Raw genomic sequence first — 21,059 nt, 5'->3', positions numbered from 1 at the left:
CCCGGATCACAGTGCGCATGAAACGCAGCCCTGCACTTCCGTGCCGGACAGCGCCATCTGGCGAAGGCGGATGTAGTAGATGGTCTTGATGCCCTTCTTCCAGGCGTAGATTTGCGCCCGGTTGATATCGCGGGTCGTTGCCGTGTCACGGAAAAACAGGGTCAGCGATAGACCCTGATCGACATGCTGGGTGGCGGCCGCATAGGTGTCGATGATCTTCTCCGGGCCGATCTCGTAGGCGTCCTCGTAATAATCGAGGTTGTCGTTGGTCATGAAGGCGGCCGGATAATAGACGCGGCCGATCTTTCCTTCCTTACGGATTTCGATCTTCGACACGATCGGGTGAATCGAGGACGTCGAGTGGTTGATGTATGAGATCGAGCCTGTCGGCGGCACGGCCTGCAGATTCTGGTTATAGAGCCCGCCTTCCATGACGGCTGCCTTCAGTTCCCGCCAGTTTTGTTGAGTCGGGATATCAATGCCCGCCTTCTCGAAGATGGCTCTCACCTTTTCCGTCGCCGGCAGCCATTCGGTTTCCGTGTACTTTTCGAAGTATTCGCCGGATGCGTATTTCGAGTTCTCGAAGCCCTTGAAGCTGACGCCCTTTTCCATTGCAAGACGATTGGAGGCGCGCACCGCGTGATAGGTCACGGTGTAGAAGTAGATATTGGTAAAATCGATGCCTTCTTCCGATCCGTAGAAAATGCGCTCGCGGGCGAGATAGCCATGCAGGTTCATCTGGCCAAGGCCGATTGCATGACTGTCGTCATTGCCCTTTTCGACGGATGGAACCGACGATATGTGGCTCATCTCGGAAACGGCCGTCAGCGCCCGGATCGAGGTCTCGATCGTCTTGCCGAAATCGGCGCTGTCCATCGCGGCCGCGATATTCAGCGAGCCGAGATTGCAGGAGATGTCCTTGCCCATCCTGGCGTAGGACAGGTCGGCATTAAATTCGCTGGCTTCGCTGACCTGCAGGATTTCCGAGCAGAGGTTGCTCATGGATATGCGGCCGGCGATCGGGTTGGCACGGTTCACCGTGTCCTCGAACATGATGTAGGGATAACCGCTCTCGAACTGGATTTCGGCGATGACCTGGAAAAAGTCGCGGGCCTTAATCTTCTTCTTCTTGATGCGGCTGTCGGCGACCATCTCGCGGTACTTTTCCGTCACGGAGATTTCCGTGAAGGCAACACCGTATACGCGCTCCACATCATGCGGCGAGAACAGGTACATGTCCTCGTTATTCTTGGCGAGTTCGAAGGTGATGTCGGGGATGACGACGCCAAGCGACAGGGTCTTGATCCTGATCTTCTCGTCGGCATTCTCGCGCTTGGTGTCGAGGAAGCGCATGATGTCTGGATGGTGCGCATTGAGATAGACCGCACCGGCCCCCTGCCGCGCGCCAAGCTGGTTGGCATAGGAGAAGGAGTCTTCGAGAAGCTTCATCACCGGGATGACGCCGGAGGACTGGTTCTCGATCTGTTTGATCGGTGCGCCCATTTCGCGCAGGTTGGTCAGCGAGAGCGCCACGCCGCCGCCGCGCTTGGAAAGCTGGAGCGCCGAATTGATCGATCGGCCGATGCTTTCCATATTGTCCTCGATGCGCAACAGAAAGCACGAGACCAGTTCGCCACGCTGCTTCTTGCCCGCATTGAGAAAGGTTGGCGTTGCCGGCTGGAAACGGCCGGAAATGATCTCGTCGACAAGGTCACGGGCAATCTGCTCGTTTCCGCGCGCCAAGGCGAGCGCCACCATGCAGACCCGGTCCTCGTAGCGCTCCAGATAGCGTTTACCGTCGAAGGTCTTCAGTGTGTAGCTGGTGTAGTATTTGAAAGCACCGAGGAAGGTCGGGAAGCGGAATTTCTTGTCATAGGCGTGGTCGAAGAGATCGCGAACGAAATTGAAGGCATACTGGTCCAGCACCTCCTGTTCGTAGTAGCCTTCGACCACCAGATAAACGAGCTTTTCGCGCAGGTTATGGAAGAACACCGTGTTCTGGTTGACGTGCTGCAGAAAATACTGCTTGGCGGCCAGCCGGTCCATGTCGAGCTGGATTTTGCCAGCCTCGTCGTAGAGGTTCAGCATCGCGTTGAGGGCATGAAAATCCAGTTCGGATTCCGATGTCTTCAAAGGCTTCTCGAAGGTCGTCGCGTCCAAAATCGTTCCAATCCATGAGTGACATTGGCGACGTCTTCCTCTGTGCCGAGAAGCTCGAACCTGTAGAGGTAAGGCACCTGGCATTTCTTCGAGACGATGTCGCCGGCGAGCCCGAAGGTCGCGCCGAAATTGCTGTTGCCCGCAGCGATCACGCCACGGATGTTTGATCGATTTTCCGCATCGTTCAGGAAGCGGATCACCTGTTTCGGAACAGCTCCCTTGCCACCTTCGCCGCTGTAGGTCGGCAGGATCAGAACGTAGGGTGCCTGGACATGGAGGCTGTCGGACGGACTGATCGGGATGCGCCGGGCGGCGATCCCGAGCTTGGCGATGAAACGGAGGGTGTTTTCCGAACGGCTGGAAAAATAGACGATCTCACCCATCGCCACGTTCTCAAACCGCGAGCGTGCTGATCATGTCCGGACGAAAACCGGCCCAATGGGTTTCTCCGGCAATGACGACCGGCACCTGACGATAGCCAAGCCCTTGGACCAGTTCATAGGCATCTGCATCAACTGAAACATCGACGATCTGGTAGGAAATTCCCTGGCGGTCGAGAGCGCGGGTGGTGGCTGTGCACTGGACGCAGGCAGGCTTGCTGTAGACAGTGACGGGCATGGTGATCCTCGTATGATTTTGAAAAGACGCGCGACATCGACCGGACATCCGCCGATGCCCGCGCGACAAATCTGAAAAATGAATGACAGCCGCGATCAGCGGCCGGGCGTCAAAGCCCGCTACTCACGCGTATATCGAACTGAACAATGCGACATGGCTTCACCCCGAAGTTGATCGACAGGGATCAGGGGGAAGCGGCGCGCGCGGTCACATCCCGCACGTTACCCGCGACCTTCCGGACACCCCGCCCGTGGACGTTTTCGTTTGAGGCAGGTCTCCTGGCTCGCGGGTCGTCACATCCATCTCGCCTTCCCGAAGCCTTCCGGCCTCAGTGGCATTAATCGAGCGGATGCTCGTCGCTTACAGTTGCGGGGGCAGCTTCGGCATTGATCTGTCCGTCATGGACGTCACTCACCGTATTCCCGTCTTAGCTTCCGACTCGCATCGAAAGAACCTCTAACACTAGATATAGTATCTGACGTGAATTTTCCGTCAACGGCTATGACGGGTTTTCAACCGTTCGTTCGAAACCTGGACGAATTTATACTTGGCACTACGGTCTTCCCGCACGCGTGGCGAACGGATCAAAGACTAAAGAACTTATCACGTTGAGGTTGCAACGACGGATGCAGCATCCTGAAGCTACATCTTCGAGCAAGATGCCTTGATGGGTGCGTCACCAGTAGCGACGCCTTGATATGATGCGAACCAAACACTGTTAGTCGACTCAAAGGCTTATTGGCTCCGTTCGACTATCTGCCCGATGCGCTTTATCGCGCCGGGTCGCAGACCGTCGGGTATTTTCATCTCGGAAACTGTTAGATCCCCAACGCGGACGAGCATCACCATCCCCATGTCATAGTGCGGGGTGCACTTGATTCCGTAAAAGCCTACCTCCGTGAACGTGATTTCAATCTCCTCGTTGATCTTGCCTTTAAACGGCAACGCTCCCTGAGGAAGGAAGCCATCGATTGTCGCCGCATTGTGCCCACGCTGGCTCGCCAGGAACTTCACCTTGTCTCCTGGCTTCAGCGACAGGAAATCCGGCTCGAACGCCATGCCTCCGGTCTCGTTTCCATTTAGCATTCTCACCACGAAGGTTTCTGCCTGGGCAGCCAAAGGCAGCAAGCTCAAAACGGCGGCAAGAAAGATCGGTCGCATCGGGCACCTCATTGGATCGGTTGAAACCGGATAAAACTGGAGCCATCCGTGTCGGTGAGGAAACGGGCGCTCACGCCAAACACGTCCCGGATCAGATCGAGCGTTAGTACCTCTGAAGGCGATCCAATAGTCAGGAGGCGCCCCTTGGACATGACTCCGACGCGGTCACATGCCATCGCCTGATTAAGATCGTGAAGGGCGATCACCGACGTGACGGCCAGAGCCTTCACCAGGCGAAGGATGGAGATCTGATGCTGGATGTCGAGATGGTTGGTGGGCTCGTCGAGCAGCAGGATTTCTGGCTGTTGTGCAAGGGCCCGGGCGATGTGGACTCTCTGCCTCTCCCCGCCTGACAGCGTGTGCCAAGACCGCTTCTCCATACCCGCCATATCCACTCGAACCAGCGACTGCGCAACAATGCAGTCATCCTTTTCAGACCAAGGCTGCAGAGCAGACAGCCATGCGGTTCGGCCGAGCTCGACTGCATCGCGAACCGTCAGGCGTTCCGATGTGTCGCTCTGCTGTTCGACAAAGGCCAATGTCTGACCAATCTCGCGACGATTCATACGTCCCATCGGGTTTCCATTGATATGCACCTCGCCCGATGATGGGGAGAGGATTCCTGCTAGGAGCTTCAGTAGCGTCGACTTGCCAGACCCGTTTGGCCCGATCAGCCCCAGCGTTTCACCTTTGCGGACCTGGAATGATACGGACTCGACGATCCTTACGGCGCGCACCTGCCATCCGAGATCTTGAGCTTCCAGTATCATCGGGTACGCCTTCCACGAATGAGGATGAGCGCGAAGCCGGGGGCCCCGACGAGTGCGGTGATAACACCGATTGGCAAGACCTGGTTTGGAACAAGAATGCGAGATCCAATATCGGCGAGAACGAGGAATACGCCGCCCATGAGAGCTGCGACAGGCAGAAGCTGCGCATGCCGCGGCCCGACTAGGAAACGGGCGGCATGCGGGATGACAATGCCTACAAATCCGATCGATCCGACGATGCTGACCATCACAGCCGTCATCATCGCTGCTGCGCCGATCACGATAGCCTGAACCTTGCGAACCGGCACACCCAGGGATGCCGCTGAGTCAGCTCCGAACGTGAACGCATCTAGTTCCCGCCTGTGCCAGATACAAACGCATATCCCGATAGTGGCAATCGGGACTGCCAGCATCACATCGTCCCAACGAACACCGCTGAGATTTCCCATCAGCCAGAACATGACACCCCGAACCTGCTCAGCATTGGCGGATCGTGTAATGATGAAGGACGTCAGAGCATTGAAGAGCTGAGAGCCGGCGATGCCTGAAAGAATGATTAGCCCCGTCGCCTGAATGCCAACACCGCCGCCGGCCGCTCTCGCCAGCATCACAACCAGTACGAAAGAGACGAGCGAACCCGCAAATGCACCTAGCGAGAGTGACAGAAGCCCGCCACCGAGGCCGAGAATGAGCACAGTGACCGCTCCAGTCGAAGCGCCAGCCGAGATGCCTAGAATGTAGGGATCTGCCAGAGCGTTACGGAGCATCGCCTGAAGGACGACACCGGATATGGACAACGACGCCCCGCAGAATGCAGCGACGATTGCGCGCGTCAGTCGGTAGTTCCAGATAATCCCTGCATCGATAGGATCGAGGGCGTAAGACGCACCCAGCATCTTGTTGGCCAATGTCTGGCCAACAAGATGAAGAGGCATGGACGTTTCCCCGACGGTAACACCGAGCGCGATAGCTGCAATGATCAGTAAAATCGATGCAGAGACATAACCGACCCTGCGATAGGTAATCCGCCTCGCCTGTTCGATCGCGATATCGCTCACTGCTTGGCCTTGATGTCTTCCAGGGCAGCAGCAAGCGTCTCGATCCCCGTCGGTATGCGAATGCCAGCGTGCACGGCATGCGCATCTACCACGACGATACGGCCTTCCTTTACCGCCTTCATTTCACGCGTGACTGGGTCACTTTTTAGGTAATCCAGCTTGATCTGGAAATCGTCAGCCGGATAGCGGCGACGCTCCATTCGCGCAATGACGATAACGTCGGGATTGGCCTTGGCGATCGTTTCCCATCCTACAGACGGATATTCCTCGTCGCTCTCGATCACGTTGCGAACACCCAGCGTGTTCATGATGAAGCCGGGAATGCCCTTTCGGCCTGCGACGAAAGGATCGAGGTCTATATCAGCGCTGGAGAACCAGAACACTGCGGACACGTCCTTAAGGTCAAGAGCTTTTGCCTTTTCAGCGGCAGCATCGACCCGGGCACGCAGCTTCTTTGTCAGCTCGTCGCCCTTGTCCTGGACGTCGAAGATCATCGAAAGTTCGTCGACAGCGTGGTAGACCGTGTCGATCGAGAACGGTGTCTTCCGGGCGCCATCGCCACCTGCCAGGTTGTCCTTCCCGATGCAATCGGCCGGCATGGCATAAACATTGATGCCGAGCTCGTTGAACTGCTGGCGGGTGCCGACCACCCCCTGCGGGCCGACATGGACTTCGAACTGTGTGGTGACCAGCTCCGGCTTTTTGGCTGCAATGGCTTCGAACCCGGGATGATTGTCAGCCAAGCGGGGAACCTTCAAGTTGATGTCCTTGAACTCGGGCAGCACGTCATTGAACCACACCGATGTACCGACAACCTTGTCGCTTAGTCCCAGCGCGTAAAGCATCTCGGTCGTCGACTGGCCAACCGATGCGACGCTTTCGGGCGCTGCGTTGAAGGTCAGCTTTTGACCGCAGTTACCGATTTCGAGGGGGTAGGACGTAGATGCGGCATAGGCGCCCGAGCTTGTGAAAAGCAACACGAAAAAGGTGATAGCTGCGTTGAATTTCGTCATAGTTGATCTCCGATCATATGTAAAAAGCCGATCGGGATCGTAGAGACGGCACGGAGACCGCCTGTCTGCTGTCCGACAATAGGAACAGCACGCAATAACGCTGCAAACATCCGCTTCCTCCTCCGGGCACCCCGCCGGCGTTAGTCTATTCAGGTGTCGGCAGGTCTCCTGACTGGCGGGTCGCTGCATCCTCTCGCCTTCCCGAGCACGAATGTGCTCAGTGGCCGATGAAAGGATACTCGCCGCCTACAGTTGCGGGGGCAGTTTCGTTTGACGGATCGCTCCGTCCCGAATTCCCTGTTAGTCCCTTACGGGAACCGACGGCGGCAAGCATACCGCCTTGAGTTTGTTACGCAAGTGCGTATGGAGCCATCAGGACGGCTTCGTCGCGGTCAGCACAAAGTAATCGATCATCCGGCTGCTATCGTCATAGACCTCACCATATGGGTGAGCCTCGAAAAGGTGTTTCCAGGATTTAACCTGAGTGAACCCCTCGTTGTGGAACAACGTTCGAGCATCGACTTCGCTTAGTCCGTTGAAAAACGGCAGCTGCTTGCCAAATTCGGTAGCGCTTTTGTTCTCTCGATGCAGAAACCAGAGACCGTCTGAAAGTAGCAGTGTTCCACCCGGACGCAGGATCCGGCGAGCCAGCACCAGTGCGCCGCACGGGTTTTCCAATGTCCACAGGACATTGCGCATTGTGACAATATCCGCGCTTGCATCGGGAAGATCTGCTTCATCCATGGTGGCTTGAATGAACGACACGTCGAGTTCTCGCATGGCCGCTTCTCGACGAGCGTACGCCAGCATGCCTTCCGACCCATCGACGGCCGTGACACTATGACCGAGTTCGGCCAACACCAACGCGCATGCGCCAGTCCCACAGCCGAGATCGGTGATTAGGCTGGGGGCATCACCAAGTGCTGAAAGAAACATTCGCTTCCATTCGTCATGATGACGAATGTGCGAGGCCGCGCCATTGAACCGGTCTGCGCGCTTATTCCAATGTTCGGACATGGCATTGGCGGTGTTCGGTGCAGCAAGCATTGGTGTTCCTCTCGGCAAATTATGATGGGAATGGCGCTTACTCGTGTAAACGGATCCCTGTAGGGACAACAGCGGATATTGATTTTGATCTCGATGTTGTTGCGCGATCGCGTGGGGAAGATGTCGCACAGATCCAGCTCTTCTCGAATATGATCCGCATCCACGATTTAACGCAGATAGCTCCGACAAGGCACGACCTGAACGCACGGAATCGTACAACAAGGCGCTAAAGCCGGCTATGGATGAGGCAAGCGCTCCGGTCGGCTGAGCGCTTGCCGGGTTAAGAGCAACCTTGTTACGACGAGGGTTCGTCAGTAGCTTCATGAAAGCCTGCCTCGGATACACGACGCTGCCTAATCCAGACATCCCATCAGTCATGACCGGATGTCTGGATAGCCTTGACCGATTAGTGAGCTTTCATTTCACTGACGATCTCGTCTGCCTTCAATGAAGACGGGTAATAAGTCGGCCAGTTGGTGACTTCGTTCAGCAGGGCCGCACGGTCATCGCCCCAGTAGAGGTGGTAATGGTCAGCCTTGTTCGGAGCAATTCCGTGATCGCTGAACTGGATGAACTGAGGAGCACCGGCATCACCGTCTGTCTTCTTGAAGATGAACCGAACGCCGCGATTGCCCTTCTTGTAGGTCAGGATTTCCTTGCCATCATAGGCGTATGTGCCCTTTGACGGCTTGCCGTCCTTGTAGAAGGTCACTGCATCGCCTTCAATCGTGATGCGGTTCACGTCCGTTTTGTATCCGACTTCGTATTCGGCACGGATATCTTCTACGCTTGACGTACCTTTTTCTGCCTTATGCTTCCATACGGGGTCGAGAGTTCCGTCCTTGAGGTAAGGATAGACCGACTGCCAGTCTCCAGCATAGTCAGACAGCGGACGGTCCTTGACTTGGCTGTCTTCGAAGTAACCCTTGTAGATCTGGGGATCGCCATGGCTGTGAGCGTGATCGTGACCGGCATGGTCGTGAGCTTCGCCGTCAGCGTGCTCATGGACCTTGCCGCTGCCACCAGCAACCGCAATGTTGTAGGGCTTGCCTTCAACCTTGATTGTGCCAACCTCCTTGAGTTCGCTCTTGGAGATGCGACGGACCAGTCCGGCATTGGGATCACTCATGACGACTTCATCTCCAGCCATGGCGATACGCGGGCGCGGATCGTTCCAGTGCCCGTCCATGGAATAGGGCTCGGTGACTTTGGCACTCTTGGCAAGCTTGCCATCCAGAACGTCGATCTGATGCAGTGAGCCATCTTCGGTCAACACGTATCCGAAGCGGGCGTTAGCTGGATCGAGTGCGAAGTCAATGCGGCGGAATGGCAATTCGATATAGCGGAAGTTCGGCTCATCTGCGGGATCAACGACGACGAGACCCTTGGCGCCGTAATTGCCGAGAAAGACCTGCATGCTCCTGGCGCCCAGCAACGTGCCGGTTGTCTCACCGCTTGGCAGATCGGAGGGATAGGTCAGCATCTTGGTCACCGGGCCGTCCGCGCTCGCGGTTACAGTCAGAATGCCTTCCTTGCATCCTGCAGCGAGGAAAGCACCGGAGAATGCTTCGCCGTGAATGCCTGTGCAAGATGCGACATTACCTGTGGGCGTGCCGTCTTCCGTCACCGCACGCAAGCCGACGCGGGTCGGTGCAGAATCGCCTTCGACCGGAGCATCGGAAGCGACCGTCGTTACCCAGCCGATTCCGACGGGAGCGGCAAAACCGTGATGAGCTCGGGCCTGCTTCAGCCGTGTCGATTCAATCTCGCCATCGGTTAGTTCGTGCGCATCAACGATCTCGTTATAGCCACCCTTGTCGAAGTTGATGACGACCTTGCCGTCATGGTCGATGACGTGAAACGGGCGTGGGCCGGTCAGGGCTTTTTCTACGGCCGACGGATCGGCAATCTCGATATCGGAATGGTCTCCATGAGAGTGGAGAGAAATGCAGCTATTGATAAAGTTGACGGCATCATTGTCAGATTGAACCGCGACAACGCTGGCGCCTTCATTGACGCTGTAAAGCTTATTTTGGCCGACTGTGTCGAACGTCCAGCGCTTCTCGGGCTTGCTCAGGTCAAACGCCGTGACCTTCGGATCCTTATGGTCGCCGACGAACACGCGGTAAAGTGTTACACTTTCCTCATCATCCTGAGCGAGCGCCGCCGATCCCAGCAAGGCCGTTGATAGCGCCAACGCAGATACGCCTCGGATTAAATGTCTCATTCGTCTCTCCTTTTTACGATATTACATAACTTTCAAACAGCGGCTTTTTCCGGCAGTTGGACGGTGACTCAGCCGCGGTTGATCGCAGATGTGAGGGTTTGGACGTTGTGACGCATCATGTCGATGTAGGTCGACGCAGGTCCACCGGCTGGCGACAGGGCGTCCGAATACAAGGTGCCGCCGAGCGTTAGTCCGGCTTCTGAGGCGATCTGCTCAACAAGGCGTGCGTCCGAAATGTTTTCTGCAAATACGGCAGCAGCACGCTTCTCGCGGATCTCACGAATAAGCGAGGCGACGTCTGCGGCAGATGCCTCAGATTCGGTAGAAACGCCCTGGGGCGCTAAGAAGGTCACGCCGTAATCCCGCTCGAAGTAGCGAAAGGCGTTGTGCGCGACAACCGCTACACGCCGCTCTTGGGGGATCGCGCTCACAGCTGCCTCGATCTCCTCGGCAAGCGCCGCCAATTGTTCTGAGTACGCGGTCGCATTTGCTTCGTATGTCGAGCAGCCCTGTGCATCTGCGGCACAGAACGCCTTGGCAATGTTCTGGATGTAGATCTTGGCATTGCCAACCGACTGCCACGCATGGGGATCGTTCGGCGTTGCATGAAAGACCGCCTTTCCGTCGACATAGTGGTAATGGCCACCCGCCGGATCATTCAAGATGTCCGTGCCCTCGGTCATAACGGTCAATTTGGCTTTCGCTTCGCTTGCCTGGATCAAACGGTCCATAAAGCCCTCGAACAGCAACCCGTTTACCAGAATGACGTCCGCCTTGGCCAACGCCAATGCATCAGCTGGCTTTGGTTCGTAAACGTGAGCATCGCTGTTGGCACCAACCAGTGTTCGCAAAGCAATACGCTCGCCACCGATAGCTTTGGCGAAATCGCCGATGATCGAGAAACTGGCGACAACCGACAGCTTTTCCGCATGGGCAAGAGCGGGAACAGCCAATGAGGCGAATATCACAACTGTCATCCTGGCGATGAGCTTACTCAGGTTCTTCATTATATTTTCCAGTGCCGGGGCGGTTCAGGCGCTGCGGTGAGCGCTGCGCCGCAGGTGCGACAAAAGCAGGCCACGAGGGCTAGCGATGACCGAGAAAAAGTAGACAGAACCTGCCGATAACATGACCGCTGGTCCTGATGGCAAGGATGCATGGTAAGACAAAAGGAGGCCGACGGCTGAGGAAAACAGCCCGATCGCAACCGACAACAGGCACATCGTTGCAACGCTTTGCGTCCAGAAGCGTGCGCCAGCCGCAGGCAGGATCATCAATCCGACCGCGAGCAAGGTGCCAAGCGCCTGGAAGCCAGCGACAAGATTCGTCACGACGAGACCAAGGAAGAGGAAATGGACCGGCGAGCCCAGGCGTGACACAGAACGGAAAAACAAGGGGTCCATACATTCAGCCACCAGCGCCCGTCCAAAAAGTCCGAGAGCACAAAGCGTCATCACCGACACCATGGCGATGAGGATCAAGGCATCATTGTTCAGCGCCAGGACCGTTCCGAACAGGACGTGCATCAGATCGACGCTTGAGCCCCGCAGAGAGACCATGAGGACACCAAGCGACAGGGAGATCAGATAAAAGGCCGCCATAGAGGCGTCTTCTTTCTGAATCGTGAACCGGGCGACGGCGCCGGCCCCCAGTGCTACGACCACGCCGGCAATCAAACCACCGATGGTCATAGGAACGATCTCAAGGCCGTAAAGCAGAAAGCCGGCAGCTGCACCAGGCAAGATCGCATGCGCCATTGCGTCGCCAGTCAGGCTCATGCGGCGCAACATGAGGAAGACGCCGACCGGGCAAGCGCTGAGCGATAACATGAATGCGCCAAACAGCGCCCTTTGCATGAATCCGAACTCGACGAACGGTAGGATAAACGTCTCATAGAGCATATGGATTACATCCCGCCACGTGCCGGTGACGCCGCGATGCCGTCATGACCAATCATTGTCTCATGCAGGTGGTGAGCTTGTTGACCACACCATGGGGCGTTCTCGTCCCATGCCTCGCCGAACTGACGTGCGCGAAGAAGATTTTCGGCAGAGAGTGTCTGACGCGACTCACCCCACGCAATCGGCCGCCGCGCCAGAAGAAGCGCCTCGGGAAAATGCTCGCGCACCAGATCAAGGTCATGCACGACGACCATGACAGTGCGCCTTTGATCCTGCCAGTGCTTGATGAGCGCTATCAGATCGGTAAGCGTCCTGGAGTCGACAGCGTTGAAGGGTTCGTCAAGCAGAATGAGATCAGCATCTTGCACGAGGACACGCGCGAACAACGCTCGCTGCATTTGGCCGCCCGAAAGTGTGTCGATGGAACGCTTCTCGAACCCCTCCAGACCGACGGACAGCAACGCTTGCGTTACCGCTTGCCTGTCTTCTGCGCTATGACGACCCAGCAAGCCCCTTTTGGGCCAAAGCCCGAGCGACACAAGGTCAAGCACACGAGCTGGAAAAGAGCGATCCAGCTCGGAAAGCTGTGGCAGATAAGCGAAGCGGGTGCCCGGTGCTATCGAGCACGTACCACTCATAGGTCGCAATAGACCAACAATACCCTTCATCAGGGTTGATTTACCTGACCCGTTCCCGCCGACAACGGCCACAAGGCTTCCTTTGCGTACGACACCGGTCATGTGATGCACAGCAGGATGGCGATTGTAGCCCAGGGTCAGATTGTCAAAGGTCAGGCATGCTTCAGTCACGACTACTGTCTATCTCCCGCGGCGCGTGGCGCGCAACGCGCTGCTCGTTAATGTAATGTTATTACGTTTACCGACTTGGGAGAGAGGACGCAACCCTGGACAAAACGAAGTTCGACGTTTTTAGAAAACAGGGCAAACGGCCAGGGGTCGCGGTGTCGATGTTTCACGAACCGCTTCGATGAAACGTATTTTGCCTTCCACCGGGACCTGCGCTGGAAAGAGGGCACTTATCCGCACAGAGTCCGCAAACCACCCTGCATTCGCAGCGGCGAGGACCAGTAGCAGTTCCTATCTTGCGTTACGAACTGCCATCAGTGCCGTGACAAAGGCTCGCACGAGGCTCGCCTTTTGCATATCCGGCCGAAACAATAGATAGCTCTTGAAGTAGACCGAGGGCTCGAAGGGTCGAAAAATCAGGCCGCGCTGAGCAAAACCATCGATAGCAAGTGGGTTGACGATTGCCAGGCCTACTCCCTCAAGCGCGAGTGCGCAGGCCGTGATGGCAAAAGGGGTCTCAATTACAAGATTAGGTCTGGATCCTGCTTCGGCGCAGAGACGCTCGAATTGGAGCCGAGCCCGATCCTCTGCCGACAACGCTATGTAATCCACTTCATGAAAGTCCTCCGGCCGGACAACGTCTCGTTTTACCAGAGGATGGCCTGGCGGGATGGCGCATAGCGCCGGGAAGCTACCGAAGACCTGATGCTCGACGCCTGACAAGTCGACTTCATCGGCCGCGAGACCGAGATCGAAATCACCATCGACAATATGGTTGCGTACAGCAGCAGATGACATGATGCTGAGCGTCACGATCGCCGCGGGGTAGCTTTCCCGAAACCGTTTCACTGCACGCGGCACGATCGTCGAGCCAGCGGCGGCCAGGCTCGCCACGCGGATCTGCCCCGAACCGAAATCCCGGATCCGAGCCGCGGATGAGCGCAGCAGATCAAGCCCTTTGAAGCTGGCATCGACGTCGCGGTAGAATGCCTGTCCTTCCGGAGTCGGTATCAACCGCCCCTTAACTCGGTCAAACAACGCAAATCCAACAGACTCTTCCAATTCGCCGATCAGGCGGCTGACGTTCGGTTGCGTGACGCCCATGAGTTCGGCTGCGCGAGAGACTGTTCCACTGATGATGACCGCGCGAAACGCCTCAATTTGCCTGAAGTTCATCTCTCACCTATACGGTTTACGCATAGACTTAGATCCTCTGGTCAATTGTTTGTCTACCTGGCTCCTGTTTAGACTGTTGGAAATTATCCAATGAGGACAGTCCATGCGTGACAAGACGCTCTGCGTAAAGCGGCCCGAAGTTTCCCACGAAGGTTTTGCAAGCCTTGCAACACCAACCTACCGGGCATCGACAATCGTCTTCGACAGCGCAGAAGCCTATGCCAACCGCTCCAAGCGAGGCCCCGACGGCTACACCTACGGCCTTCACGGGACACCGACGTCCCGCACGCTCGAGGCATCGATCACGGCTCTGGAACAGGGCCTTAGGACAGTTCTCGTTCCCTCGGGACAAGCCGCCATCACTGTGGTTTTCCTCGCGGTGCTGATGCCTGGCGACACGGTTCTCATTCCCGACAGCGCCTATCCGCCGGTCGCGGGCTTCTGCGAGAACTACCTGAAGCCGCGCGGTATCTCCTACCGGATCTATGACCCCATGATCGGCGCGGGCATCGAGAGCCTCATCGACGACACCGTCAAACTGATCTGGACGGAATCGCCCGGGTCCACGACGATGGAGATCCAGGACATTCCTGCCATCGTCGCGGCGGCGAAGGCGCGCGGCGTGCTCACAGGCTGCGACAATACCTGGGCGACGCCGCTCTATTTCAAGCCGCTCGCCCATGACATGGACTTCTCGTCGATGGCGCTGACGAAATATGTCAGCGGCCATTCCGACCTTCTCATGGGCTCGATCGCGGTCAAGGACATCGCGCTCCACAAGAGGCTGAAGGACACCATGCGGATGATCGGGATGGGGGTTTCGCCTGATGATTGCGGGCTGGCGCTTCGCGGCTTGGAGACCATGGGCGTGCGGCTTGCCCATTGCGGCCGGGTTGCCCTCGATTTTGCCCGGAAAATTGCGGACCGCGTTGCGCCGGAGCTGGTATTGCATCCCGCCCTTCCCGGAGCCGCCGGGCATGAATTCTTCCAGCGCGATTTTGCCGGCGCAAGCGGCGTGTTCAGCCTTGTCATTCCCCCGCACGCCGAGGCTGCTCTCCCCGACCTCCTGACGGCGGCGCAGACCTTCTCGATCGGCGCCTCCTGGGGCGGCACCCACAGCCTTCTTGCACCGATGACCATCACCCGCGCGACTGACGCTCATGCCCATCCCGGCACGATCTTAAGGATCAACGTGGGTCTGGAAGATGAAGACGATCTCTGGGCAGACCTCGAGCCGATCGTCGAAGCGATCGCGTCAGCGCCCGCCGTGAAGAAGGCTGTCTGAGCAAATCACGAACCAAAAAAACAAAGGGAACGACAACATGAAAAACTGGACAATCGGCATTGCGGCAGTCGTCGGCACACTGATGGCGACGACTGCACACGCAGGACCAACGCTCGACAAGGTAAAGGAGAGAGGTCGCATTATTTGTGGTGCAAGTCAGGGCACCATTGGGTTTGGATCCCCTGACGACAAAGGTCACTGGACCGGCCTCGACGTCGAAACCTGCCGCGCTGTGGCAGCAGCCATCTTCGGTGACAAGGACAAGGTGGAGTTCGTCCCATTGAGCGGTCAGCAGCGCATTCCGGCGCTCCAGACCGGCGAAATCGACATCCTGCCCCGCACCCTTACATGGACATTGCAGCGAGATGCGAACGGCATCAATTTCACCACCCCGACCTATTATGAGTTCACGGGCTTCATGGTCGCCAAGGCATCCGGCGTCACCAAGGTTGAGGAGATGACGGGAGCGTCCGTCTGCGTTCAGACGGGCTCCACCACCGAGGTCGTCGTCAACGATGTGTCCACCAAGCTGAATCTGCAGCTAAACCCGGTCGTGTTCGACAACGTTGCCGCCACCCGCCAGGCTTTCTTCTCCGGCCGCTGCGATGCCCTCATCACCGATGCGGCGGCACTTGCTTCCGTTCGCGCCACGCAATCCGACAAGCCCGACGACTACGTCATCTTCCCGGCGACCAAGTATATGGATGCCCTGACACCGGCCGTGCGCCACGGCGACGACAACTGGACGGATATCGTCAACTGGTCGATCCAGGCACTCCTCAATGCGGAGCTCTACGGCATCACCCAAGCCAACATCGACGAAATGATGGGCTCGGACGACCCGCGGGTAAAGCGCTTCCTCGGAGTCGAGCCGGGTAACGGCAAGGCGCTCGGGCTCGATGACAAGTTCGCCTACAATATCGTCAAGCAACTTGGCAACTATGGCGAAATGTTCGACCGAAACCTTGGTGCCGGTAGTCCTCTCAAGATCGAACGCGGTCCCAACAGGCTGTTTTCCGATGGCGGGCTGATGTTCCCGATGGCCTTCCAGTAGCGATTGGTGTCGATCATGATTTCCGCTGTTCTCGATAACAGACGGTTCAGAAGCTGGGGTGGGCAGATCCTTCTGCTGGGCGGCTTTGCCGCCCTCCTCCTCTGGCTGGTGAACAACACCGTCACGAACCTCGATGCCCGCGGGATTAAGGTAGGCTTCGACTTCCTTTGGCGTCGGGCAAATTTTCCGATCTCGGAAAGCGTCCTGCCCTACGACCCATCCGACAGTTTCCTCTGGGCTTACGTCACGGGCGTCGGCAACACGCTGGCGATATCGGTCCTTGCAATTTTTCTGTCGACGGCGCTTGGCTTGCTCGTCGGACTGGCGCGACGGTCGAAGCATCCGCTGACGTCAGGCGTCGCCGGCGTGTTCGTTACGACCATGCGCAACATGCCGCTGATCGTCCACCTGCTGTTCTGGTACGCGCTCGCAACCACAGCGCTGCCGGCGCCGCGCGAGGCCTACAATCCCTTACCCGGCGTCTTCCTGTCGCTGAGGGGATTCTACATTCCCGCACTGGAACTGGACGCCATGGCCTGGCTGATGATCGGCCTCGTCATCCTCGTGACCTTGGGTGCTTGGCGCTTGCGTCACCTCATGATGGGAACAGGCCGGTGGCATGACTGCCATCCCGTTCTGGCACTTTTTGGGCTTACGGCCGTCGTTGCCCTCGGCGCGGCACTGCTTCTCCAGCCAAGTGCCGTGATCAGCTTTCCCGAAATGCGGGGTTTCAACTTCACAGGCGGGCTGCGTCTGTCGCCGGAATTTGCCGCCCTCATGCTAGGCTTGGTGATCTACACCTCCGCCTTCATCGGAGAGATCATCCGCGGCGGCATCGACGCCGTGTCGATCGGGCAGTGGGAGGCCGGACGCGCGATCGGGCTGTCGGAACGGCATACGCTCACCAAGATCATCATCCCGCAGGCACTGCGCATCATCATTCCCCCGATGACATCGCAGTATTTGTCGACCGTCAAAAACACCACGCTTGCGCTGGCTGTCGGTTACCCGGAGCTCGGCCTCGTGGTCGGCACGGTGATCAACCAGACCGGCCAGGCGATCGAGAGCATCGGCTTGCTGCTTGGCATCTTCCTGACCATCAGCATTGCCGTGTCGCTGTTCATGAACTGGTACAATGCGCATGTCGCGTTGGTGGAGGTACGATGACTGTAGTTGATGTCGCCTCAACAGCTGTCCATATCGAGCCATCCGCTCCGCCGAGGCCACCGCGAAGGCCCCTGCTGCAGCTTTTCTTCGGCGATCTGGTGGCATCGGTGCTGACCGTCACCACCGGCTTTCTGCTGATCTTGATGGTCCCAGCGCTGAATTGGGCCGTCCTGGACGCAGTATGGTCCACCGACGACCCGTCCGCCTGCCGCAACGGCGGTGCCTGCTGGGCTTTCATCGGGGCAAAATTTCGCTTCATCATCTTCGGTGTCTATCCNAGTATGGTCCACCGACGACCCGTCCGCCTGCCGCAACGGCGGTGCCTGCTGGGCTTTCATCGGGGCAAAATTTCGCTTCATCATCTTCGGTGTCTATCCACCGGACGAGCAATGGCGGCCGCTTCTGGTCATGGGCCTGATCCTTGGGATGATCCTCGCCTCCTTGTCCCCGAAGCTATGGGGCCAGCGGTTGATCGCTGCCTGGATCGCATGCGTCGCCGTCATGCTCGCTCTGATGTGGGGCGGCTTCCTTGGAATGACGCCGGTACCGACGTCAAGCTGGGGCGGGCTGCCCGTGACGCTGCTGCTTGCCTTGCTGTCGCTTGGTCTCGGCTTCCCCTTCGCAGTATTCCTTGCATTGGGAAGACGCTCATCGCTACCGATCCCACGCACGTTGTCCCTGATGACGATCGAGCTGGTCCGGGGCCTGCCGCTGGTGGGGCTGCTGTTTGTGGCTTCCATCCTGTTGCCGCTACTTCTGCCGGCAGGATGGTCGATCGACAAGCTCGGGCGCACGCTGGCAGCACTGACGGTGTTTGCCGCCGCCTATCTTGCAGAGGTGATCCGCGGCGGCCTTCAGGGTGTCCCTGCCGGCCAGATAGAGGCTGCCAAGGCTTTGGGCATTCCGGGATGGAAGGCCGTGTGGCACATCGTCCTGCCACAAGCACTCCAAAAGGTTATTCCGCCTCTCACCAACACGGCCATCGTGATGGTCAAGAACACCAGCCTCGTCCTCATCGTCGGCGTCTTCGACATGCTGAGCGCTGCCCGCGTAGCGGCAACCGACCCCGTATGGGGTGCTCCCTATGTCGAGAGCTACGTCTTCGTCGCCTCGATCTACTTCCTGATCTGCTTCGGCATATCCAACTACAGCCGCTGGCTTGAAATCCGCGTGCAATCCCGGAGCTATCGATGACCGTGAATGACCTGAACGCTATCGAAGTGGCCGCCCTCGCAACTACAGCCGCTGGCTTGAAATCCGCGTGCAATCCCGGAGCTATCGATGACCGTGAATGACCTGAACGCTATCGAAGTGGCCGCCCTCGACAAATGGTATGGCAGCTTCCACGTTCTGAAGAACATCGACCTCACCGTCGCGACGGGGGAGCGCATCGTCGTCTGCGGTCCATCCGGCTCCGGGAAATCAACCCTCATCCGCTGCATCAACCGGCTGGAGGAGCACCAGCGCGGCAGTATCTCCGTCAATGGCATCCCGCTCGGCGACAGCGTCAAGAATCTGGATGCAATCCGGCGCGAGGTCGGGATGGTGTTCCAGCACTTCAATCTCTTCCCGCACCTAACCGTCAAGGAGAACTGCGCCCTGCCCCAGATCCTGGCCCGCGGAAAACGTCGACGAGACGCGGAAGAGATGGCCATGCATTTCCTGGCGAAGGTGCGGATCCCTGAACAGGCCGACAAATACCCCGGTCAGTTGTCCGGAGGGCAGCAGCAGCGAGTGGCGATCTCAAGGGCGCTTTGCATGACGCCGAAGGTCATGCTCTTCGATGAACCCACCTCGGCTCTCGATCCGGAAATGGTGAAGGAGGTTCTCGACACCATGGTCACGCTTGCGGAAGAAGGCATGACGATGATCGTCGTCACCCATGAGATGGGGTTCGCACGAAAGGTCGCAGACCGTGTCGTATTCATGGAAGCGGGAGAGGTGATCGAGGTCAATGAGCCCAACACGTTCTTTGACGCTCCATCGCATCCCAGCACGCGGCGATTTCTGGCTAACATCATGCACTGAATGGGTCGCCGCCAAACTTACAAATCGAACGTAGTGGCGCCCTATACAGAACGCCCGATCGGCCGCCTTGAACAGATACGAACCCGCGACCCGCAGACTGCTAATCTTCCATCTCGCTGATTATTCATGATAATGTCCTTTACCATGGATATACAACCGAGCGCCGGACGCACTTAACGACACGGTATTCCATGATCGTCGAGTTCGGTAACGCAGCGCCATACAGAATAAAAGCGCTAAGTCGATGTGAGATTCCGATCAGATCGGTCAACCAATCACCGATGACTACACAGGGCGCCATTGTGTTGCCCGTGGTGAACCGCGTCTGCGGGACGAGATCTATTCCCAAATCGGCGGGTGGGACGCACCCGCCTGATCTGCATTGGCGATATATGGCCTCAATGTTCAAGCAGTGGGAACAGTCCCGCCGTCGATGACGTGCTCTGTGCCGGTGATAGACGATGCTCGATCTGATGCAAGGAATGCGATCAGGTCCGCGACCTCTTCCGGCGCGGCTGGCCGTCCCAGCGGTATGCCGCCGAGCGAGTTCATGATCACCTGCACCGCGTCGTCGTAGCTGATACCGGCTTGATCGGCTATGCGCTGGGCCAGGCCATTGGATCCTGGGCTTGCGATCCAGCCTGGAGAGACGCGAACCACTCTTACGCCCTTAGAAGAAACTTCCTTGGAGATGCTTTTGCTGTAGGTGTTGAGCGCCGCTTTGGCCGAGGCGTAACCGGTCGTCGCTTCCGGGAGCGGCAGGTTTCTCTGGATCGAGGTGACGTGGATGACAACACCGCTTCCCTGAGCGACCATGCCAGGGATCAGAGCACGATCGAGCCGGACCGCCGGGAAGAAGTTAAGGTTGAACTCCTTGTCCCACTCCTCGTCCGTGAGCATAGCATAGCCGCCTGAAGGTGCCGAAGAACCGCCGAGCACGTTCACAAGAATATCGAGGCCTCCGAGTTCTCGCTGCACCGCGTCAACGACGGCTTGAACCCCCATCGGGGTGGTCAGGTCGGCTTCAACGAATGCCGCACCGGAGAAATCTTCCGGATTGGTGCGAGCGGTGGTCAGCACACGGGCGCCAAGTTCCTTGAACAGTGCTACGGTTGCAGCGCCGGCGCCCGAAGTGCCGCCGGTAATCAGGGCGCGACGGCCCTGCAATGTGAGGAACTGCGTCATACCGTGATCTCCAGTTCGGCGACCTTGTCGCCCGCGAGAACGAAGAAGAACCGCAGGTCGATGGGACTTCCGGGGAAGTCACCGACGGCGTGGGCCGTCACAAGGGTCCTGCCGCCTTCATTGGTAATCAGAAAGGGCTCGACCGTGTAGCTGTATTGCTGGCCCTCGTCAGCCATCCACGCGCGAATGGCATCACGGCCTCTATGGGTCTCGCCCTTGTCCTTGACGATGCCATTTTCGGTAAACGCGGCCGCCACAGTTTCGGGCCCTCCATCGCGGTCACCATCGAAATAGGCTTTGATGCCCTCGGGTAGCTTTATCGTCATCTGTGTCCTCCAATCATGTTTCCAGCCTTTACCGAGTGGAACTTCGACCCTCTTGCGGCCGACAAGGTCAATCTAAG

Annotated in this window: 19 protein-coding genes, 1 pseudogene and 2 riboswitches; of the genes and pseudogenes, 5 read left to right on the top strand and 15 right to left on the bottom strand. The window is 57.8% G+C overall.

The features are described 5' to 3' along the window. Positions 1-6: 6 nt before the first annotated feature. The 13 genes and pseudogenes from nrdE to ASG19_RS22990 form a co-directional block, all read right to left on the bottom strand. Positions 7-2,160, bottom strand: a complete 2,154-nt coding sequence (gene nrdE, locus ASG19_RS23050) for a class 1b ribonucleoside-diphosphate reductase subunit alpha (RefSeq protein ID WP_062463468.1) — start codon at positions 2,158-2,160, stop codon at positions 7-9. Beyond that, complete coding sequence (nrdI, locus tag ASG19_RS23045; protein WP_062463465.1) at positions 2,130-2,543, bottom strand: class Ib ribonucleoside-diphosphate reductase assembly flavoprotein NrdI; 414 nt, start codon at positions 2,541-2,543, stop codon at positions 2,130-2,132. The genes nrdE and nrdI overlap by 31 nt, the downstream gene beginning before the upstream one ends. Positions 2,544-2,553: 10 nt before the next feature. Then, entirely contained in the window at positions 2,554-2,778 is a 225-nt protein-coding gene (gene nrdH, locus ASG19_RS23040; protein WP_062463463.1) for a glutaredoxin-like protein NrdH, read from the bottom strand. A gap of 250 nt (positions 2,779-3,028) precedes the next feature. Next, positions 3,029-3,251: riboswitch (cobalamin riboswitch) on the bottom strand. A gap of 262 nt (positions 3,252-3,513) precedes the next feature. Then, on the bottom strand, positions 3,514-3,939 hold the full coding sequence (locus ASG19_RS23035; protein WP_062463461.1) for a pseudoazurin: 426 nt from the start codon (positions 3,937-3,939) through the stop codon (positions 3,514-3,516). Positions 3,940-3,947: 8 nt separating this feature from the next. Continuing rightward, positions 3,948-4,709 (bottom strand): ABC transporter ATP-binding protein, encoded by a 762-nt coding sequence (locus ASG19_RS23030; RefSeq protein WP_062463459.1) that lies wholly within the window; start codon positions 4,707-4,709, stop codon positions 3,948-3,950. Beyond that, positions 4,706-5,758 (bottom strand): iron ABC transporter permease, encoded by a 1,053-nt coding sequence (locus tag ASG19_RS23025; protein WP_082471736.1) that lies wholly within the window; start codon positions 5,756-5,758, stop codon positions 4,706-4,708. Before ASG19_RS23025 ends, ASG19_RS23030 begins: the two co-directional genes overlap by 4 nt. A 5-nt stretch (positions 5,759-5,763) precedes the next feature. Further along, the gene (locus ASG19_RS23020; RefSeq protein ID WP_062463457.1) at positions 5,764-6,780 is read right to left on the bottom strand and encodes an ABC transporter substrate-binding protein; all 1,017 of its coding nucleotides are present in this window, start codon (positions 6,778-6,780) and stop codon (positions 5,764-5,766) included. 140 nt (positions 6,781-6,920) lie between these two features. After that, positions 6,921-7,117, bottom strand: a riboswitch (cobalamin riboswitch). Positions 7,118-7,152: 35 nt separating this feature from the next. Continuing rightward, positions 7,153-7,827, bottom strand: coding sequence for a class I SAM-dependent methyltransferase (locus ASG19_RS23015; RefSeq protein WP_082471713.1), 675 nt, complete (start codon positions 7,825-7,827; stop codon positions 7,153-7,155). 406 nt (positions 7,828-8,233) lie between these two features. Beyond that, positions 8,234-8,812 (bottom strand): annotated as a pseudogene (locus tag ASG19_RS24705) (metal-binding protein ZinT); the annotation flags it as partial. 1,310 nt (positions 8,813-10,122) lie between these two features. Then, a complete protein-coding gene (gene aztC / locus ASG19_RS23005; protein WP_062463452.1) occupies positions 10,123-11,061 on the bottom strand; it encodes a zinc ABC transporter substrate-binding protein AztC in 939 nt (312 codons plus the stop codon). A 24-nt stretch (positions 11,062-11,085) separates the two neighbouring features. Beyond that, positions 11,086-11,955 carry a zinc ABC transporter permease AztB gene (gene aztB, locus ASG19_RS23000; RefSeq protein ID WP_062463451.1) on the bottom strand — a complete coding sequence of 290 codons (870 nt, stop codon included), beginning with the start codon at positions 11,953-11,955 and terminating at the stop codon, positions 11,086-11,088. 5 nt (positions 11,956-11,960) lie between these two features. After that, entirely contained in the window at positions 11,961-12,764 is an 804-nt protein-coding gene (gene aztA, locus ASG19_RS22995) for a zinc ABC transporter ATP-binding protein AztA (RefSeq protein ID WP_062463448.1), read from the bottom strand. 288 nt (positions 12,765-13,052) lie between these two features. Further along, complete coding sequence (locus tag ASG19_RS22990) at positions 13,053-13,937, bottom strand: LysR substrate-binding domain-containing protein (RefSeq protein WP_062463445.1); 885 nt, start codon at positions 13,935-13,937, stop codon at positions 13,053-13,055. A 103-nt stretch (positions 13,938-14,040) separates the two neighbouring features. Between ASG19_RS22990 and ASG19_RS22985 the strand changes: the two genes are divergently transcribed. The 5 genes from ASG19_RS22985 (at position 14,041) to ASG19_RS22965 (ending at position 19,471) form a co-directional block, all read left to right on the top strand. Then, complete coding sequence (locus ASG19_RS22985) at positions 14,041-15,222, top strand: PLP-dependent transferase (protein WP_062463442.1); 1,182 nt, start codon at positions 14,041-14,043, stop codon at positions 15,220-15,222. Positions 15,223-15,259: 37 nt separating this feature from the next. Beyond that, positions 15,260-16,276, top strand: a complete 1,017-nt coding sequence (locus tag ASG19_RS22980; RefSeq protein WP_062463439.1) for an amino acid ABC transporter substrate-binding protein — start codon at positions 15,260-15,262, stop codon at positions 16,274-16,276. A gap of 15 nt (positions 16,277-16,291) precedes the next feature. Further along, positions 16,292-17,443: an ABC transporter permease subunit gene (locus ASG19_RS22975; protein WP_062463519.1), complete on the top strand. Its 1,152-nt coding sequence runs from the start codon at positions 16,292-16,294 to the stop codon at positions 17,441-17,443. Positions 17,444-17,851: 408 nt separating this feature from the next. Next, positions 17,852-18,637, top strand: coding sequence for an amino acid ABC transporter permease (locus ASG19_RS24565; protein ID WP_348271500.1), 786 nt, complete (start codon positions 17,852-17,854; stop codon positions 18,635-18,637). 87 nt (positions 18,638-18,724) lie between these two features. Further along, positions 18,725-19,471: an amino acid ABC transporter ATP-binding protein gene (locus tag ASG19_RS22965; RefSeq protein WP_062463436.1), complete on the top strand. Its 747-nt coding sequence runs from the start codon at positions 18,725-18,727 to the stop codon at positions 19,469-19,471. Positions 19,472-19,876: 405 nt separating this feature from the next. On the opposite strand, the gene ASG19_RS22960 is transcribed toward ASG19_RS22965, so the two are convergent. Next, on the bottom strand, positions 19,877-20,656 hold the full coding sequence (locus tag ASG19_RS22960) for an SDR family oxidoreductase (protein WP_062463433.1): 780 nt from the start codon (positions 20,654-20,656) through the stop codon (positions 19,877-19,879). After that, positions 20,653-20,982 (bottom strand): nuclear transport factor 2 family protein, encoded by a 330-nt coding sequence (locus ASG19_RS22955; protein ID WP_062463430.1) that lies wholly within the window; start codon positions 20,980-20,982, stop codon positions 20,653-20,655. The genes ASG19_RS22960 and ASG19_RS22955 overlap by 4 nt, the downstream gene beginning before the upstream one ends. Between the last annotated feature and the right edge of the window lie 77 nt (positions 20,983-21,059).

It is taken from the genome of Rhizobium sp. Leaf306, assembly GCF_001423425.1.
Lineage (GTDB): Bacteria > Pseudomonadota > Alphaproteobacteria > Rhizobiales > Rhizobiaceae > Neorhizobium > Neorhizobium soli.
The sequence above is the reverse complement of the archived record's forward strand: the minus strand, read 5'-3'. Positions and strand labels throughout refer to the sequence as shown.

What these genes read in the sequence shown, in the direction of transcription:
- ASG19_RS22990 (WP_062463445.1), bottom strand. Translation starts at nt 13,937, where the DNA reads ATGAACTTCAGGCAAATTGAGGCGTTTCGCGCGGTCATCATCAGTGGA.
- ASG19_RS22975 (WP_062463519.1), top strand. Translation starts at nt 16,292, where the DNA reads ATGATTTCCGCTGTTCTCGATAACAGACGGTTCAGAAGCTGGGGTGGG.
- ASG19_RS22960 (WP_062463433.1), bottom strand. Translation starts at nt 20,656, where the DNA reads ATGACGCAGTTCCTCACATTGCAGGGCCGTCGCGCCCTGATTACCGGC.
- aztB (WP_062463451.1), bottom strand. Translation starts at nt 11,955, where the DNA reads ATGCTCTATGAGACGTTTATCCTACCGTTCGTCGAGTTCGGATTCATG.
- ASG19_RS23020 (WP_062463457.1), bottom strand. Translation starts at nt 6,780, where the DNA reads ATGACGAAATTCAACGCAGCTATCACCTTTTTCGTGTTGCTTTTCACA.
- ASG19_RS24565 (WP_348271500.1), top strand. Translation starts at nt 17,852, where the DNA reads ATGGGCCTGATCCTTGGGATGATCCTCGCCTCCTTGTCCCCGAAGCTA.
- nrdH (WP_062463463.1), bottom strand. Translation starts at nt 2,778, where the DNA reads ATGCCCGTCACTGTCTACAGCAAGCCTGCCTGCGTCCAGTGCACAGCC.
- ASG19_RS22985 (WP_062463442.1), top strand. Translation starts at nt 14,041, where the DNA reads ATGCGTGACAAGACGCTCTGCGTAAAGCGGCCCGAAGTTTCCCACGAA.
- ASG19_RS22965 (WP_062463436.1), top strand. Translation starts at nt 18,725, where the DNA reads ATGACCGTGAATGACCTGAACGCTATCGAAGTGGCCGCCCTCGACAAA.
- nrdI (WP_062463465.1), bottom strand. Translation starts at nt 2,543, where the DNA reads ATGGGTGAGATCGTCTATTTTTCCAGCCGTTCGGAAAACACCCTCCGT.
- ASG19_RS23035 (WP_062463461.1), bottom strand. Translation starts at nt 3,939, where the DNA reads ATGCGACCGATCTTTCTTGCCGCCGTTTTGAGCTTGCTGCCTTTGGCT.
- ASG19_RS23015 (WP_082471713.1), bottom strand. Translation starts at nt 7,827, where the DNA reads ATGCTTGCTGCACCGAACACCGCCAATGCCATGTCCGAACATTGGAAT.
- aztC (WP_062463452.1), bottom strand. Translation starts at nt 11,061, where the DNA reads ATGAAGAACCTGAGTAAGCTCATCGCCAGGATGACAGTTGTGATATTC.
- ASG19_RS22955 (WP_062463430.1), bottom strand. Translation starts at nt 20,982, where the DNA reads ATGACGATAAAGCTACCCGAGGGCATCAAAGCCTATTTCGATGGTGAC.
- ASG19_RS23030 (WP_062463459.1), bottom strand. Translation starts at nt 4,709, where the DNA reads ATGATACTGGAAGCTCAAGATCTCGGATGGCAGGTGCGCGCCGTAAGG.
- ASG19_RS22980 (WP_062463439.1), top strand. Translation starts at nt 15,260, where the DNA reads ATGAAAAACTGGACAATCGGCATTGCGGCAGTCGTCGGCACACTGATG.